Source organism: Aquabacterium sp. A08, from assembly GCF_011742065.1.
This window is the reverse complement of the sequence record NZ_JAAQQT010000640.1, coordinates 1-15,180: the sequence shown is the minus strand read 5'-3', so window position 1 is coordinate 15,180 and position 15,180 is coordinate 1. Positions and strand designations below refer to the sequence as shown.

The following is a 15,180-nucleotide window of genomic DNA, read 5'->3' as shown; positions in this document are numbered from 1 at the left end:
TCAGGCGAAGCTCTGCTGGCGCCAGGCCTCGTAGGCCACCACCGCCACCGCGTTCGACAGGTTCAGGCTGCGCTGGCCGGGCCGCATCGGCAGGCGCAGACGCTGCGCGGGCGCAAAGCTGTCGCGCAAGGCCGGGCCCAGGCCGCGGGATTCGGAGCCGAACACCAGCCAGTCGCCGGGCCGAAAGGCCACCTCGTGCACCGCACGGGTGCCGCGGGTGGTCATGGCAAACAGGCGGTCGGGGGCGGGTTGGGCGGTGCGCACCAAGCTGTCCCAGTCGGCGTGGCGCTGGACGTCGGCGTACTCGTGGTAGTCCAGTCCGGCGCGGCGCATGTGCTTGTCGTCCATGGAAAACCCCAGTGGCTCCACCAGGTGCAGCCGGCAGCCGGTGTTGGCGCAGAGCCGGATGACGTTGCCCGTGTTGGGTGGGATTTCGGGCTGGACCAGGACGATGTGAAACATGGGGTGCGGATTATTCCACGCGGTCGGGCGCGGGCGTGCGTGCGAACACCAGCCCGCTCACCCAGGCCGCGCCGGCCGCCCGCAAGACCTGGGCGGCCGCCTGCAGGGTGGCGCCGGTGGTCATCACGTCGTCGACCAGCAGCACCTGGGCGCCGGCCAGCCCGCCGGTGAACCGCGGATCGGCAGTGAAAGCCTGCTGGGCGGCGTCGATGCGCTGGGCGCGGGGCAGGGTGTGGATCGCGGCCCCGCCGACGCTGCGTTGCAGCAGCTGGGCCTGCGCCGGGGCGCTGCCGGGCGTCTGGCGGCGCAGTTGCCGCAGCAGTTCCCAAGCCTGGTTGTAGCCCCGCTCCAGCAGCCGTGGGGTGGGCAGGGGGATCGGGACCAGCAGGTCGGCGGTGCGCAAGGCCTCGGTCACGTCGGGGTCTTCCCGCATCAGCTCGGCCAGATGTCGGGCCCAGGCCGGCTCTTGCTGGAACTTGAAGCGCTGCACCAGGCCGGTCCAAGGGTAAGCGTAGTCCACCCGGGCCAGGCAGCGGTGCAGCACCCCCGGGCCCTCCTGCGTACAGCGGTTGCAGCGCTCCAATCCGGGCGCCAGGGCCAGAGCACAGCCGGGGCAGCGGCGCTGTATCTGGCCCCAGTCCTGCCGGCAACCGTCGCACACCGGGCGCGCCGGCCAGCGGGCACACAGTTCGCAGGTGGCGGGCCAGCGCCAGGCGTCGGGCAACAAGGACATGTCAAGACTATACTGCCGCGACCTTGCCGAGCCACTCCATGAACGCCCCTTCAGACCCGACGCCCGCCGTGCCCGACCTGGACCCGGTGGCGGCGGCCCGCTGGCGCCAACACCCGCGCACCGAGAGCCCCTGGCTTTGCGAAGAAGTTGCTGCCCGCATGGCCCAGCGCCTGGACTGGATGCGTCAGGTGCCCCAGGACTGGGTGCACTGGGCGCCGCTCTGGGGAGGGCTGCGCGGCCACCGGGCCCTGAGCGAGCGCTACCCGCAGGCCCGCGAGTGGCTCGCCGGGGAGCAGGCCGAGGCGGCCCGGCGTGTGCTCGCGCCGCCGCCGGACGGATGGAGGGGATGGACGCAGCGGCTGGTGGGCCGGGCAGAACCCGGTCCTGCGCCGGTGCCCGATGGCGGACAGGGCCTGGCCGACCTGGTCTGGGCCAACCTGGCGCTGCACCTGCATCCCCAGCCCATGGCCTTGCTCAACCGCTGGCGTGAGCTGCTGCGGGTGGGGGGCTTTGTCATGTTCTCCGGTCTGGGGCCCGACACCTTGCACGAACTGCGGGCCGTGCATGCCCGCATGGACTGGTGCCCGCCGGCCCACCCCCTGACCGACATGCACGACTGGGGCGACATGCTGGTCGAGGCCGGCTTCGCCGAGCCGGTGGTGGACATGGAGCGCCTGACCTTGACCTACCCGAGTGCGGAGCGCCTGTTGGCCGACCTGCGCGCCTGGGGGCGCAACCTGCACCGCGAGCGGCCCCGTGGCCTGCGTGGCAAGGGGTACAGGCAGGCGTGGCTCGACGCCGTGGAGCGGTACCTGCCGCGCCAGCCCGACGGCAGCCTGGCGGTCACGGTGGAGGTGATCTATGGTCACGCTTTCAAACCCGAGCCCCGCGTCAAACTGGCGGCCAGCAGCCAGGTGCCGCTGCAAGACATGCGCGCCATGCTGCGCCAGCCGCGGCCCCGTTCCTGAAAGCCCCTGGACGGGCTTTGTCAGGGATTCGGCGGAAAGCCCGGCTACAATTGACATAGATCAAGGTCTGGAGCGTGCCCGCCAAGGTGGCGCCCAGGCCTCGCCTGTGTTTCAGAAGGTGCTTTCCGTGTCTTCAGCCATGCAGTCCTACCGATTCGCCACCGTCACGCCGCAGGGCTTGTGCTGGACCCTCAAGCGCAACTGTTCCCTGACCCCGGCGCAGCTCCTGGCGGCGTATGGTGGGCTGTGTGTGTTGTCCCTGTCGGTGGCCGCGCTGTTCTGGTCCATCGGTGCGGTTTGGGTGTTGCCTTTCACCGCGCTGGAATTGCTGGCTTTGGCGGCGGCGTTTCTCTGGTACGCCCGCCATGCGGCCGACCGCGAGCAGATCCGCCTCGGCCCCGCCAGCCTGGTGCTGGAATGGGAAGACGGTGGGCGCGTGTGCCGGCACGAAGGGGCACGCCAGGGCGTGCGGGTTCGGCCGGTCACCCAGCGCAGCGCGCTGGTGGCGCTGCAGGTGGCCGGGCAAACCGTGTATGTGGGGCGTTTTCTGCGGCCCGACCTGCGCGAGCAGCTGGCCCGGGAAATTCGCCAGGCCTTGCACGGCGCCTGAGCCGGCTGGGGTCTTTGAGGATGCACAGAGGTCAAAAGTTTGGTGTAATCGGTGTTGATATAAATCAATGCTTATATTTGAGGCGAGAAAAGTGAGCACGATGAAGAAGTCAGGACATTCGTTGCGCCGGCTGTGGGCCAGCGCCAAAGCCGGCATCGGCACCCTGTCCCTGGGGGCGGCCGCCTGGGTCTCCACCGCGGCGCACGCGGTGAGCGATCTGCCGGGTGGCCCAGCGGTCAACCAGCTGAACTTCCACCCGCCCGTCACCAAGATCGCCGAAGAGCAGCACTGGCTGCACTGGTTCATGATGGCCATCTGCTCGGTCATTTTCGTGATCGTCTTCGGGGTGATGTTCTACTCCATCGTCAAGCACCGCAAATCCGTGGGCCACAAGTCTCAGGAGCTGCCCGAGCCGATCTGGGTGGAGCTGGGCTGGACCATCGTGCCCCTGCTGATCGTCATCGGCATGGCGTTGCCCGCCACCAAAGTGCTGGTGGCCCAGAAAGACACCACCAACAGCGACCTGACCATCAAGGTCACCGGCATGCAGTGGAAGTGGGGCTACGACTACATCAAGGGCGAGGGTGAGGGTATTGGCTTCCTGTCCACCCTGGACAACAGCCAGCGCGTCGCCTCCGACTCGGGCAAGCCCGAAGCCGTGGACAACTACCTGCTGAAGGTGGACAACCCGATGGTGGTGCCGGTCGGCAAGAAGGTTCGCATCATCACCACCGCCAACGACGTGATCCATGCCTTCATGGTGCCGTCCTTTGGCATCAAGCAAGACGCGATCCCCGGTTTCGTGCGCGACACCTGGTTCCGCGCCGAAAAGACCGGCGACTACTACGGCCAGTGCGCCGAGCTGTGCGGCAAGGAACACGCCTACATGCCCATCCATGTCAAAGTGGTCTCGGCCGAGGAATACACCGCCTGGGTCGATGCCCAGCAGAAGCTGATGGCCGCCAAGGCCGACGACCCGAACAAGGTCTGGACCCTGGCCGATCTGGTCAAGCGCGGCGAGTCCGTGTACGCCGCCAACTGCGTGGCCTGCCATCAGGCCAATGGCAAGGGCGCCGGCCCGATCAAGCCGCTGGACGGCGCCGCGGTGGTCACCGCTGCCGATCCGTCGCAGTTCGTGCAGATCCTGCTCAACGGCGCTGCCGGTGGGGCCATGCCGTCCTGGAAACAACTGTCGGACACGGAAATTGCCGCTGTCATGACCTTTGCGAAGAACAGCTGGTCGAACAACACCGAGCAGCTGGTGCAGCCCGCTGAAGTGCTGGCCGCGCGCAAGTGACCCGGCTTTGGAATTACTGAAACGAGGAAAATGCCATGAGTGCAGTTCTTGATCACCACGACGCGCACGCGCACGATCATGACCACCACGCGCCCACCGGCTGGCGCCGCTGGGTGTTCGCCACCAACCACAAAGACATCGGCACGCTGTACCTGCTGTTCAGCTTTGCGATGTTGATGGTGGGCGGCGTGCTGGCCCTGCTGATCCGCGCCGAGCTGTTCCAGCCGGGTCTGCAACTGGTGAACCCGGAGTTGTTCAACTCCTTCACCACCATGCACGGCATCATCATGGTGTTCGGGGCCATCATGCCGGCCTTTGTGGGTTTCGCCAACTGGATGCTGCCGCTGCAAATCGGCGCCTCCGACATGGCCTTTGCCCGCATGAACAACTTCAGCTTCTGGCTGATGGTGCCCGCCGCCATCATCATCGTGCTGTCGTTCTTCATGCCCGGTGGCGCCCCCGCCGCCGGCTGGACGCTGTACGCCCCGCTGACGCTGCAGATGGGTCCGTCCATGGACGCCGCCATCTTCGCGATGCACATCCTGGGCGCCTCGTCCATCATGGGCTCGATCAACATCATCGTGACCATCCTCAACATGCGCGCCCCGGGCATGACACTGATGAAGATGCCGATGTTCGCCTGGACCTGGCTGATCACCGCCTACCTGCTGATCGCCGTGATGCCTGTGCTGGCTGGCGCCATCACCATGACGCTGACCGACCGCCACTTCGGCACCAGCTTCTTCAACCCCGCCGGCGGCGGTGACCCGGTGATGTACCAGCACATCTTCTGGTTCTTCGGCCACCCCGAGGTGTACATCATGATCCTGCCGGCCTTCGGCATCGTGAGCCAGGTCGTGCCCGCCTTCGCGCGCAAAAAGCTGTTCGGTTACGCCTCCATGGTGTATGCCACCGGCTCCATCGCCATCCTGTCCTTCGTCGTGTGGGCGCACCACATGTTCACCACCGGCATGCCGGTGACCGGCCAGCTGTTCTTCATGTACAGCACCATGTTGATCGCCGTGCCCACGGGTGTGAAGATCTTCAACTGGATCGCCACCATGTGGAAGGGTTCGATGACCTTTGAGACCCCGATGATGTGGGCCGTGGGCTTCATCTTCGTGTTCACCATCGGTGGCTTCACCGGCCTGATCCTGTCGATGGCCCCCATCGACATCAACTTCCAGGACACCTACTACGTCGTGGCCCATTTCCACTACGTGCTGGTGGCCGGCTCGCTGTTCGCCATGTTCGCGGGTGTTTACTACTGGCTGCCCAAGTGGACCGGTGTGATGTACAGCGAATTCCGCGGCAAGCTGCACTTCTGGTGGTCGATGATCTCTTTCAACATCACCTTCTTCCCGATGCACTTCCTGGGTCTGGCCGGCATGCCCCGCCGCTACGCCGACTACCCGATGCAGTTCGCCGACTTCAACGCCATCGCGTCGGTGGGTGCCTTTGCCTTCGGTTTTGCCCAGGTTTACTTCTTCCTGTTCGTGATCATCCCCGCGATGCAGGGCAAGGGCGAAAAGGCCGTGCAGAAGCCTTGGGAAGGTGCCGAGGGCCTGGAATGGGAAGTGCCGTCGCCGGCCCCGCACCACACCTTTGAGAACCCGCCCAAGCTGGACGTGACCGCCACCAAGGTCATCGGCTGAACCGACACCACGCACCACCATGACGCCTGAACAACGCAAGCACAACGTCAAGCTGGGGTTGATCCTCGCTTCGGTGGCGCTGGCCTTCCTGGTCGGCTTCGTGGGCAAGTTCGTGCTGTTTGGAAAGTGAGCCGTATGTCGCTGCGCAAGGAAAACCTCAAGGTGACCGGCAAACTGGCCGTGATTGCCTTGGGCATGTTTGCCTTCGGTTACGCGCTGGTGCCCATCTACCGCGCCATTTGCGAGATGACGGGCATCAACGTGTTGGCGCTTTCGGAGCGTCAGGTCCCGGGCATGGGCCCGACGCTGCCGGCCAACACCCAGGTGGACACCTCGCGCAAGATCACCATCGAGTTCGACACCAACGTGCGTGGCCCCTGGGACTTCAAGCCCCTGGTGCGCTCGATGGAGGTCCACCCGGGCGAGCTGACCACGGTGATGTACGAGTTCCAGAACATCCAGAACCGCACCATGGCGGCGCAGGCGATTCCGAGCTACGCGCCGCGCCAGGCGGCCAACCATTTCAGCAAGGTCGAGTGTTTCTGCTTCACGCAGTACACCCTGGCTCCCGGCGAGAAGAAAGAGTGGCCGGTGGCCTTCGTCATCGACCCGCGCCTGCCCAAGGATGTGACCACCATCACCCTGTCGTACACCTTCTTCGAGGTGGGCGGCAAAACGCCGGAGGCGCCGACCGCGCAGCTGGCGCCCCGGGTGGTGCCAGCCATCACGGCGGCGGAGGCTTCATGAACACCCCCGCACACACACGCAAGGGCGCCTTGCTGGACACGGTCCGGGCGGTGCTCTGGGGTTTTCTGGGGGTGCGGCGCAAAAGCGATTTTCAGCACGACATCGCCAAGCTCAACCCGATCCACTTGCTGGTGGTCGGGGTGGTGCTGGCCATTGTGTTCGTGGCCGTCCTGATGGGTGTCGTCTTCTGGGTGACCCGTTGACCGCTGCACTGGGCAAAGAATTTAATTTAACAATCAAGCGCAAGTAGGAGTGAGCATGTCCGCAGCAACGCATGGCCAGACGCCATACTATTTCGTCCCCGGGCTGTCCCGGCACCCGGTCATGTCCGCGATCGGTCTGTTCTTTGTCGCGCTCGGCGCCGGCCAGTGGATCAACGGCGTGGCCTGGGGCAAATTCTCGGTGGCCTTCGGTCTGGCCTGGTGGCTGATCGTGCTGTACCAGTGGTTCCGCGATGCGGTGGCCGAGAGCGAAGGTGGCCTCTACGGCCGCAAGATCGACATCTCCTACCGCTGGAGCATGAGCTGGTTCATCTTCTCGGAGGTGATGTTCTTTGGCGCCTTCTTCACCGCGCTGTGGTGGGCCCGCACCCATTCGGTGCCGGCGCTGGGCAACATCGAAAACGCGCTGCTCTGGCCCGACTTCCAGTCGATCTGGCCGTCGGTCATGGCCGGCGTCACCGCGTCGCCCGCTGGCATCGTCGAGCCCTTCCAGACCATGGGTCCGTTCTGGTTGCCCACCATCAACACCGCGCTGCTCCTGACCTCGGGCGTGACCCTGACCATCGCCCACCACGCGATCCAGGACGGCAACCGCAGCAAGACCATCGCCTTCATGTGGCTGACGGTGCTGCTGGGCGTGGTGTTCCTGTTCGTGCAGGGCTACGAGTATTCCCACGCCTACGCCGACCTGAACCTGCGCATGGACTCCGGCATCTTTGGTTCCACCTTCTACATGCTGACCGGCTTCCACGGCTTCCACGTCTTCGTGGGCATGCTGATGCTGCTGTTCATCACCCTGCGCCTGCAAAAGGGTCATTTCACCAAGGAGCGCCATTTCGGTTTCGAAGGCGCCGCCTGGTACTGGCACTTTGTGGACGTGGTGTGGCTGGGTCTGTACATCCTGGTTTACTGGATGTGATGGGTCGGCCGAACCCGGCAAGACAAAAAAGCGCCCTGGGGCGCTTTTTTGTTGTGGTGGCGCAGGCCGTTCTGCTTGGCGCCACGAAAATGTCGGGTGTCAGCGCAAGGGCAGTCCGGTGGGCTGGATCCAGCCCATCAGGTAAGCGACCAGGACCGCGATGAACAGCAGCACCGACAGGCCGATGCGCACCGTCAGGGCGCGGGCCATGCGGCGCGACTTGGTGGCGTTGGCGTCGTTGGAGTGGCCGCGCATCATGGAGACCAGGGCCACGCCCAAACTGCCGACGATGAGCACAAATGCCAGGATCACAAGGTAAGTCATGACGGGAATTATCCGATGAGTCGCGCCTTGCGCGCGTCGGCCCGCCGTTGGTGGGTGGCTTTGGCTGCGGCGGTCGGGGTGGCGGTGACCGCTTCCCTGGGGTTTTGGCAGCTGGGGCGGGCCGAGCTGAAGGCCGGCCTGTGGGCACAGCGCGAAGCCCGCGAGACCCTGGCCCCGGTGGGCTGGGAGGCGCTGGACTCGGTGCAGCCGGGCGGCGACACGAGCGGCCTGCACGACCGCCGTGCCACGCTGCAGGGCCGCTGGCTGCACGAGGCCACGGTGTTCCTGGACAACCGCCCGATGAACGGCCGCACCGGCTTCATCGTGGTCACGCCCTTGCTGCCCAGCCACGGCGGGCCGGCCTTGCTGGTGCAGCGGGGCTGGGTGCCGCGCCGCATGGACGACCGCACCGCGTTGCCGCCGGTGCCCCAGCCCGACGGCACAGTGGCCGTGGCCGGGCGTTTGGCCCCAGCCCCTTCGCAGCTTTATGCCTTCGGCGAGGACGCCCCCGGGCCGATCCGGCAAAATATCGACCTGTCGGCCTATGGGGCCGAATGGTCGCTGCGGCTCCACCCCCTGTCGCTGCAGCAGTCCGCACCCGATACCCCCGACGGCATGACCCGCGATTGGCCCCGCGTTGGGGCCGACGTCCACAAGCACTACGGCTACGCCTTGCAATGGTTTGGCCTGGGTGCGCTCATCACGATCTTGTATGTCTGGTTCCAAATCCTCGTCCCACGGCGCCGGCGCGGCTGACGCCCACGCCCGCCAGACCGCCCGCGACGAACCGCTGACCCTGACGGTGCATTCCCTGCCCCGCGCCGAGCCCGGCACCGCGCGCGACCCGGCCATGACCCGGTCGGGTCGCTGGAAGATGTTCCTGGTGCTGCTGGTGTGCGCCTCGCCGGTCATCGCTTCCTACCTGACCTACTACGTCATCCGACCTGAAGGCCGGCGCAACTACGGCGAGCTGATCGAGCCGCAGCGGCCCATGCCGGCGCTGCGCGGGACCAACAACGCCGGCCAGCCCCAGGTGCTGACCGACCTGAAGCACCAGTGGCTGTTCATCAGCGTGGCCGACAGCGCCTGCAACGCCCAGTGCGAGCGGCACCTGTACCTGCAGCACCAGCTGCGCGAGGGCTTGGGCCGCGAAAAGGATCGGATGGATTGGGTGTGGTTGCGCACCGGCGCCCCGGAGTTGTCCGACGTGTTGAAGAAGGCCACCGAAACGGCGGTGGTGCTGCACCTGCCGGAATCCGACATCGCCGGCTGGCTCGAGCCGGCCCCGGGCCAGCGGCTGAGCGACCACCTGTACGTGGTGGACCCCTTGGGCAACTGGATGATGCGTTTCCCGGCCGAGGCCGAGCCCGCCAAGGTGCGGCGCGACCTGGACCGGCTCTTGCGCGCCTCCAGTTTCTGGGACCGGGCGGGGCGCTGAGCATGGACGCACAAGCCTTGTACGACTACAGCCCCGTGCTGCGCCTGATGGGGCTGGGCCTGGTGATCGCCCTGGGGCCACTGGCCTGGGTCTGGCTGCGCCGGCGCGACGCCAGCCCGGCCCAGCGCCTGGCCTGGCTCACCGGCCTGACCCTGTTCCTGACCTTTGACCTGGTGCTGTTCGGCGCCTTCACCCGGCTGACCGATTCTGGTCTGGGCTGCCCGGACTGGCCCGGCTGCTACGGCAGTGCCAGTCCCATCGGGGCGAGCGCGTCCATCGCCGCGGCCCAGGAAGCCATGCCCACCGGGCCGGTGACGTTCTCCAAGGCCTGGATTGAGATGATCCACCGCTACCTGGCGACCGCGGTGGGGGTGCTGATTCTGGTGCTGGCCAGCGTGAGCTGGTTCGAGCGCCGGCGCCTGCAGCAGTCGCTCTTCTGGCCCCTGGTGACCCTGTTCTGGGTCTGCCTGCAGGGCGCGTTTGGCGCCCTGACGGTGACCATGAAGCTGTTTCCGGCCATCGTCACCCTGCACCTGCTGGGCGGCATGGCCCTGCTGGCCTTGCTGCGGCTGCAGGCGGTGCGCTACCAGCAGTTGCTGGAACCACCGTCGGCCCACCAACGCCCGGGTGCCGGTACCCGCTGGGCGCTGTGGGCCATGTTCGGGTTGCTCTGGGTGCAGATTGCGCTGGGTGGCTGGGTCAGCACCAACTACGCGGTGCTGGCCTGTCGCGACTTCCCCACCTGCCAGGGCAGCTGGTGGCCGGTCATGGACTTTGCCGGCGGCTTCGAGTGGTGGCGCGAATTGGGCCAGCGCCGCTCGGGCGACGCCATTCCCTTCCCGGCCCTGACCGCCATCCACTACACCCACCGCCTGGTGGCCTACGGCGTGCTGCTGGCCCTGGCGGCCCTGGCTTGGCACCTGCACCGCCGCGAAGGCCGCGCCGACCAGGCCCGCACCCTGCTGCTGCTGGGCGGCTGGCAGTTGCTGACCGGCCTGTCCAACGTGGTGCTCGAGTGGCCGCTGGTGGCCGCCGTGGCCCACACCGGCGGCGCCGCCGCCCTGGTGGTGGTGCTGACCGGCTGGCTGACCCAGGCCCACCCCCGTGGTGTTGAGACCGCGCCACCCCCGACCGCCCACGGATACCCCGCATGAGTGCCACCGAGACCTCCCTGACCGCTCCCTTGCCGCCCACTTGGCGGCAGTTTTACGCGCTGATGAAGCCCCGCGTCATCCAGCTCATCGTCTTTTGCGCGCTGATCGGCATGGTGCTGGCCGTGCCCGGGGTGCCCAGCGCGGCGCAGGTGGGCACGGCCGCACTGGCCTGTCTGGGCATCTGGCTGGTGGCCGGTGCGGCGGCGGCGTTCAACTGTGTGGTCGAGCAGCACATCGACGCCAAGATGAAGCGCACCGCCTGGCGGCCGACCGCCAAGGGCGAACTGACCAACGCCCAGACCCTGACGTTTTCGGCGCTGCTGTGTGCGCTGGGCTCGGTCCTCCTCTACGTCTGGGTCAACCCGCTGACCATGTGGCTGACCTTTGCCACCTTTGTCGGTTACGCCATCGTTTACACCGTGGTGCTCAAGCCGCTGACGCCGCAGAACATCGTGATCGGCGGGGCCTCGGGCGCCATGCCGCCGGTGCTGGGCTGGGCCGCCATGGCCGACACCGTGACGCCCGAGGCGCTGGTGCTGTTCCTGATCATCTTCCTGTGGACGCCGCCGCACTTCTGGGCGCTGGCCCTGTACCGGGTGGAGGACTACCGCAAGTCCGGCCTGCCGATGCTGCCGGTGACCCACGGCTCCGAATTCACCCGGCTGCAGATCTTCCTCTACACCCTGATCCTGTTCGCGGCCTGCCTGCTGCCCTTCATGCTGCGCATGAACGGCTGGCTCTACCTGGCGGTGGCGGTGGCGCTGAGCGTGGGCTTCACCGGCTACGCCTGGGCGCTGTGGCGCAACTATTCCGACCAGTTGGCCCGCAAAACCTTCCGTTTTTCCCTGATCCACCTGTCGCTGCTGTTCGCGGCGATGCTGCTGGACCATTACCTGGTGTGAGCCCTATGCCTGTTGTGTCTTCCCGTCGCCGCGCCCTGTGGGCCCTGGCCATCGCCGCCGTGTTGCCCTGGGCCCTGACGGCCTGCAGCGAACAGCCGGCCTTCGTGGGCATCGACATCACCGGGGCCGATTACGCCACCGGTTTCGACCTGACCGACCACAACGGCCAGCGCCGCACCCTGAAGGACTTTGAGGGCAAGGCGGTGGTGGTGTTCTTCGGCTTCACCCAGTGCCCGGACGTCTGCCCGACCTCGCTGGGGGAACTGGCGCAGGCCAAGGCCCTGCTGGGTGCCGACGGCGACCGGCTGCAGGGCCTGTTCGTCAGCGTGGACCCGGAGCGCGACACGCCGGAGGTGATGCGCGAGTACATGGCCAATTTCGACCCCAGCTTTCTGGCCTTGTACACCACGCCCGAGGCTTTGCCGGCGCTGGCCCAATCGTTCAAGGTGTACTACAAAAAGGTCGAGGGCCAGACCCCGACCAGCTACACCATGGACCATTCGGCGGGCAGCTACGTGTACGACCCGAAAGGGCGCATCCGCCTGTACCACCGCTACGGCAGCGGCGCCCAGGCGCTGGCCAGCGACGTCAAACGCCTGCTGTCGGAGTGAGCCACCGGACGGCGCGGCACCCGGCCCGGGGCGACCGGGCCAGGTGATGGGCCGCGTCAGCCCAGTTTGTCCTGCTCCGAGGTGAAAGCGTCGGCGTAGAACTCGTCGGCCGGCAGGCCGGCGGCCAGGTAGTCGCGCTGCGCCGACTCGACCACGATGGGCGCGCCGCAAGCATAGACCTGGTGGCCCGACAGGTCGGGGCAGTCTTCCAGCACCGCGCGGTGCACAAAGCCGGTGCGGCCGGTCCAGCCGTCTTCGGGCAAGGCGTCGGACACCACCGGCACGTAGCGCAGCTGCGGCATGTCGGCGCACTGGGCCTCGACCCAGTCGCTTTGGTACAGGTCGGCGGGGCGGCGGCCGCCCCAGTACAACCTCACCGGGCGTTGGATGTTCTTGAAGCGCAGGTGCTCGATCAGGGCCTTGATCGGCGCGAAGCCGGTGCCCGAGGCCAGCAGGACGATGGGCTTGTCGCTGTCCTCGCGCAGGTAAAAGCTGCCGTAGGGGCCTTCGATGCGCAGGATTTCCTTTTCTTTCATGCCGCCGAACACGTGGTCGGTGAACTTGCCGCCGGGCATGTGGCGGATGTGCAGTTCCATGGTCGGGGCTTCGGCCTGGCGGTGCGGCGCGGTGGCCATGGAGTAGCTGCGGCGTGCGCCATCGCGCAGCAGGAACTCGACGTACTGGCCGGCGTGGTACTGGAAGGTGTCGCTGGCCGGGAGCTGCAGCGTCAGCACCATCACGTCGGGAGAGGCCTTGGCCAGGGCGGTGACGCGCACCGGCATCTTCTTGATCGGAAAGGCCCCGGCCTCGGTCACCTGGCGCGACTCCAGCACCACGTCGCTGGTGGCGGTGGCGCAGCAGGTGAGCACAAAGCCGGCGGCTTCTTCGTCGGCGCTCAGGGCCTTGCTCTGGTGCGGGCCGTGCACCACGCTGCCTTCGAGCTTTTTGCACTTGCAGGAGCCGCAGGCGCCGTCCTTGCAGCCATAGGGCAGGCCGATGCCTTGGCGGATGCCGGCGGCCAGGATGGCCTCGTCGGGCTGGGCGGTGAAGGTGCGCCCACTGGGCTGGACGGTGATCTGGAATGTCATACTGTGCGGGGTGGTGCGGGCGCCCGGTGCGCCCGAGAGCCGGGGATTTTCTCAAATTTGCGAGGCTGCATGGTCTGGATGGGGGCTTTGCCGGCGCGGTTCCGCCGCGAACGGGTGTTGGTGGTGGGGTGTGGTGACGTGGGGCTGCGCAGCGTGCAGGGGCTGGGCGCGGGCCGGCGTGCCCGGGTGCTGGCCCTGACCTCGTCGCCCGAACGGGTGCCCGGCTTGCGCCAGGCCGGGGTGACGCCTCTGCTGGGCAACCTGGACGACCCGCGCAGCTTGCAGCGCCTGGCGGGGTTGGCCACGCGGGTGCTGCACCTGGCGCCGCCGCCGAACGAGCCGGCCGGCGGGGTGCAAGACCCGCGCAGCCGCGCCCTGGCCCAGGCCCTGGCGCGGCGCGGCCGCCCGGTGCGCCTGGTGTACGGTTCCACCACCGGGGTGTACGGCGACTGCCAGGGCGCCTGGGTGGACGAAACCCGTCCGGTGGCGCCCGACACCCCCCGGGCCCGGCGCCGGGTGGACGCCGAGGGCTACCTGCGTTGGTGGGGCCGAGCCTATGGGGTGGCGGTGGCGGTGCTGCGCATTCCGGGCATCTACGCCCACGACCGGGCCGGCGGCGCCCGCGAGCGCCTGCTGCGGGGCACGCCGGTGCTGCGCCCCGAGGACGACGTGTACACCAACCATGTCCAGGCCGACGACCTGGCCCAGGCCTGCGTGCGCGCGCTCTGGCGCGCCCCGGCGCAGCGGGTGTACCACGCCTGCGACGACACCGACCTGAAGATGGGCGACTACTTCGACCTGGCCGCCGATGTGCTGGGCTTGCCTCGACCCCAACGCATCGCTCGGGCCGAGGCTCCGCACCGGGTGTCGCTGATGGTGCTGAGCTTCATGAACGAGTCGCGCCGCCTGCGCAACGACCGGCTCAAGCGCGAACTGGGCTGGACCCCGCGCTACCCCACGGTGCGCGAGGGGCTGCAGGCTCAGGCCGGGGTGCCCAGGGTGGTGTAGAGCAACCAGGCGGTGTAGCCGGCAAAGGTCAGCACCAGCAGGGCGCCTTCCCAGCGGTTGATACGCCCGGGTTGGCCTTGGTGGCCGTAGCCCAGCACGAACAGCGCCAGCGTCAGGGCGCCCATCACCGCCATGTCGCGCGTCAGCACCGCCGACTCCACCGCCATGGGCTGGATGGCCCCGGCCAGACCCACCACCGCCAAGGTGTTGAACAGGTTGGAGCCCAGCACGTTGCCCAGCGCCAGGTCGTGCTCGTTCTTGCGTGCCGCCGCCACGCACGAGGCCAGTTCGGGCAGCGAAGTGCCCACGGCCACCACAGTCAGACCGATGACCAGGTCGCTCACGCCCAGGCTCTGCGCGATGGTGACCGCGCCCCACACCAGCAGCCGCGAACTGGCGACCAGCAGCAGCAGGCCGGCGGCCAGCCAGAACCAGGCCTTGCCGATGGCCAGGGGGTGGGCGTCGAGCTCGGCCTCGGTTTCGGTGCCCAGGGCGTCGGGTCCGCTGCGCAGCCCTTCACGCACCGACCAGGCCAGCAGCAGGCCGAAGACGCCGAGCAGGATCCAGGCGTCGGTGCGGCCGATGTCGAGGTCCCACACGAGTCCGACCGACAGGGCGGTGATGCCGGCCAGGATGGGCAGTTCCTTGCGCAGGATGCTGGACTGGACCACGATGGGGCTGATGAGCGCCGTCAGGCCCAGGATGAGGGCGATGTTGGCGATGTTGGAGCCGTAGGCGTTGCCCAGCGCGATGCCGGGGCTGCCCTCCATGGCAGACAGCACCGACACCGCCATTTCGGGGGCCGAGGTGCCAAAGCCGACGATGACCACCCCGATGAGCAGGGGCGGCAGGCTGAAATGACGGGCCACGGCGGCCGCGCCGTCGATGAATTTGTCGGCCGACCAGACCAGAATGGCCAGACCCGCCAAAACCGCCAGCAAAGGCATCCACATGGTTCAGTTCCTGTGCGTTGGGAAAACAAAGAAAAAGGGCAACATCTTGTGAATGTTGCCCTTTTTAGAGTTTGGTGCCGGGGGCCGGAC

19 protein-coding genes are annotated in these 15,180 nt (G+C 67.5%); 14 read left to right on the top strand and 5 right to left on the bottom strand.

Annotated elements, in window-relative coordinates:
• Both trmL and HA630_RS13720 read right to left on the bottom strand, forming a co-directional pair.
• Complete coding sequence (gene trmL, locus HA630_RS13725) at positions 1–462, bottom strand: tRNA (uridine(34)/cytosine(34)/5-carboxymethylaminomethyluridine(34)-2'-O)-methyltransferase TrmL (protein ID WP_166834636.1); 462 nt, start codon at positions 460–462, stop codon at positions 1–3.
• A 10-nt stretch (positions 463–472) separates the two neighbouring features.
• On the bottom strand, positions 473–1,195 hold the full coding sequence (locus HA630_RS13720; RefSeq protein ID WP_166834634.1) for a ComF family protein: 723 nt from the start codon (positions 1,193–1,195) through the stop codon (positions 473–475).
• Between the two features lie 38 nt (positions 1,196–1,233).
• Between HA630_RS13720 and HA630_RS13715 the strand changes: the two genes are divergently transcribed.
• The 8 genes from HA630_RS13715 to HA630_RS13685 all read left to right on the top strand — a co-directional run bounded on the left by HA630_RS13715 (position 1,234) and on the right by HA630_RS13685 (position 7,612).
• Positions 1,234–2,163 (top strand): biotin synthase, encoded by a 930-nt coding sequence (locus HA630_RS13715; protein WP_166834632.1) that lies wholly within the window; start codon positions 1,234–1,236, stop codon positions 2,161–2,163.
• A 127-nt stretch (positions 2,164–2,290) separates the two neighbouring features.
• On the top strand, positions 2,291–2,773 hold the full coding sequence (locus HA630_RS13710) for a DUF2244 domain-containing protein (RefSeq protein WP_371809240.1): 483 nt from the start codon (positions 2,291–2,293) through the stop codon (positions 2,771–2,773).
• A gap of 100 nt (positions 2,774–2,873) precedes the next feature.
• A complete protein-coding gene (coxB, locus tag HA630_RS13705) occupies positions 2,874–4,070 on the top strand; it encodes a cytochrome c oxidase subunit II (RefSeq protein WP_166834628.1) in 1,197 nt (398 codons plus the stop codon).
• 35 nt (positions 4,071–4,105) lie between these two features.
• The gene (gene ctaD, locus HA630_RS13700; RefSeq protein ID WP_166834626.1) at positions 4,106–5,725 is read left to right on the top strand and encodes a cytochrome c oxidase subunit I; all 1,620 of its coding nucleotides are present in this window, start codon (positions 4,106–4,108) and stop codon (positions 5,723–5,725) included.
• Between the two features lie 19 nt (positions 5,726–5,744).
• Positions 5,745–5,855: a cytochrome oxidase small assembly protein gene (locus HA630_RS23710; RefSeq protein WP_243855445.1), complete on the top strand. Its 111-nt coding sequence runs from the start codon at positions 5,745–5,747 to the stop codon at positions 5,853–5,855.
• A 5-nt stretch (positions 5,856–5,860) separates the two neighbouring features.
• Positions 5,861–6,472, top strand: a complete 612-nt coding sequence (locus HA630_RS13695; RefSeq protein WP_166834624.1) for a cytochrome c oxidase assembly protein — start codon at positions 5,861–5,863, stop codon at positions 6,470–6,472.
• Positions 6,469–6,675: a DUF2970 domain-containing protein gene (locus HA630_RS13690; protein WP_166834622.1), complete on the top strand. Its 207-nt coding sequence runs from the start codon at positions 6,469–6,471 to the stop codon at positions 6,673–6,675. The genes HA630_RS13695 and HA630_RS13690 overlap by 4 nt, the downstream gene beginning before the upstream one ends.
• A 55-nt stretch (positions 6,676–6,730) precedes the next feature.
• Positions 6,731–7,612, top strand: a complete 882-nt coding sequence (locus HA630_RS13685) for a cytochrome c oxidase subunit 3 (protein ID WP_166834620.1) — start codon at positions 6,731–6,733, stop codon at positions 7,610–7,612.
• A 99-nt stretch (positions 7,613–7,711) separates the two neighbouring features.
• On the opposite strand, the gene HA630_RS13680 is transcribed toward HA630_RS13685, so the two are convergent.
• Entirely contained in the window at positions 7,712–7,936 is a 225-nt protein-coding gene (locus HA630_RS13680) for a twin transmembrane helix small protein (protein WP_166834618.1), read from the bottom strand.
• Between the two features lie 15 nt (positions 7,937–7,951).
• On the opposite strand from HA630_RS13680, the gene HA630_RS13675 reads away from it, so the two are divergent.
• The 5 genes from HA630_RS13675 to HA630_RS13655 are packed head-to-tail and all read left to right on the top strand — an operon-like array spanning position 7,952 to position 12,041.
• Positions 7,952–8,692, top strand: coding sequence for an SURF1 family protein (locus tag HA630_RS13675; protein ID WP_166834616.1), 741 nt, complete (start codon positions 7,952–7,954; stop codon positions 8,690–8,692).
• Complete coding sequence (locus HA630_RS13670) at positions 8,649–9,374, top strand: hypothetical protein (RefSeq protein WP_208300060.1); 726 nt, start codon at positions 8,649–8,651, stop codon at positions 9,372–9,374. The genes HA630_RS13675 and HA630_RS13670 overlap by 44 nt, the downstream gene beginning before the upstream one ends.
• A 2-nt stretch (positions 9,375–9,376) precedes the next feature.
• Positions 9,377–10,528 carry a heme A synthase gene (locus tag HA630_RS13665; RefSeq protein WP_166834614.1) on the top strand — a complete coding sequence of 384 codons (1,152 nt, stop codon included), beginning with the start codon at positions 9,377–9,379 and terminating at the stop codon, positions 10,526–10,528.
• Entirely contained in the window at positions 10,525–11,430 is a 906-nt protein-coding gene (gene cyoE / locus HA630_RS13660) for a heme o synthase (RefSeq protein ID WP_166834612.1), read from the top strand. Before HA630_RS13665 ends, cyoE begins: the two co-directional genes overlap by 4 nt.
• 5 nt (positions 11,431–11,435) lie before the next feature.
• Positions 11,436–12,041 carry an SCO family protein gene (locus HA630_RS13655; protein ID WP_166834610.1) on the top strand — a complete coding sequence of 202 codons (606 nt, stop codon included), beginning with the start codon at positions 11,436–11,438 and terminating at the stop codon, positions 12,039–12,041.
• Between the two features lie 56 nt (positions 12,042–12,097).
• On the opposite strand, the gene HA630_RS13650 is transcribed toward HA630_RS13655, so the two are convergent.
• Positions 12,098–13,129 carry a CDP-6-deoxy-delta-3,4-glucoseen reductase gene (locus HA630_RS13650; protein WP_166834608.1) on the bottom strand — a complete coding sequence of 344 codons (1,032 nt, stop codon included), beginning with the start codon at positions 13,127–13,129 and terminating at the stop codon, positions 12,098–12,100.
• A 78-nt stretch (positions 13,130–13,207) separates the two neighbouring features.
• Here HA630_RS13650 and HA630_RS13645 point away from each other — a divergent pair, with 78 nt between their 5' ends.
• Positions 13,208–14,137, top strand: coding sequence for an SDR family oxidoreductase (locus tag HA630_RS13645; RefSeq protein WP_166834606.1), 930 nt, complete (start codon positions 13,208–13,210; stop codon positions 14,135–14,137).
• On the opposite strand, the gene HA630_RS13640 is transcribed toward HA630_RS13645, so the two are convergent.
• Positions 14,110–15,090: a calcium/sodium antiporter gene (locus tag HA630_RS13640; RefSeq protein ID WP_166834604.1), complete on the bottom strand. Its 981-nt coding sequence runs from the start codon at positions 15,088–15,090 to the stop codon at positions 14,110–14,112. The genes HA630_RS13645 and HA630_RS13640 overlap by 28 nt on opposite strands.
• Positions 15,091–15,180: the final 90 nt, after the last annotated feature.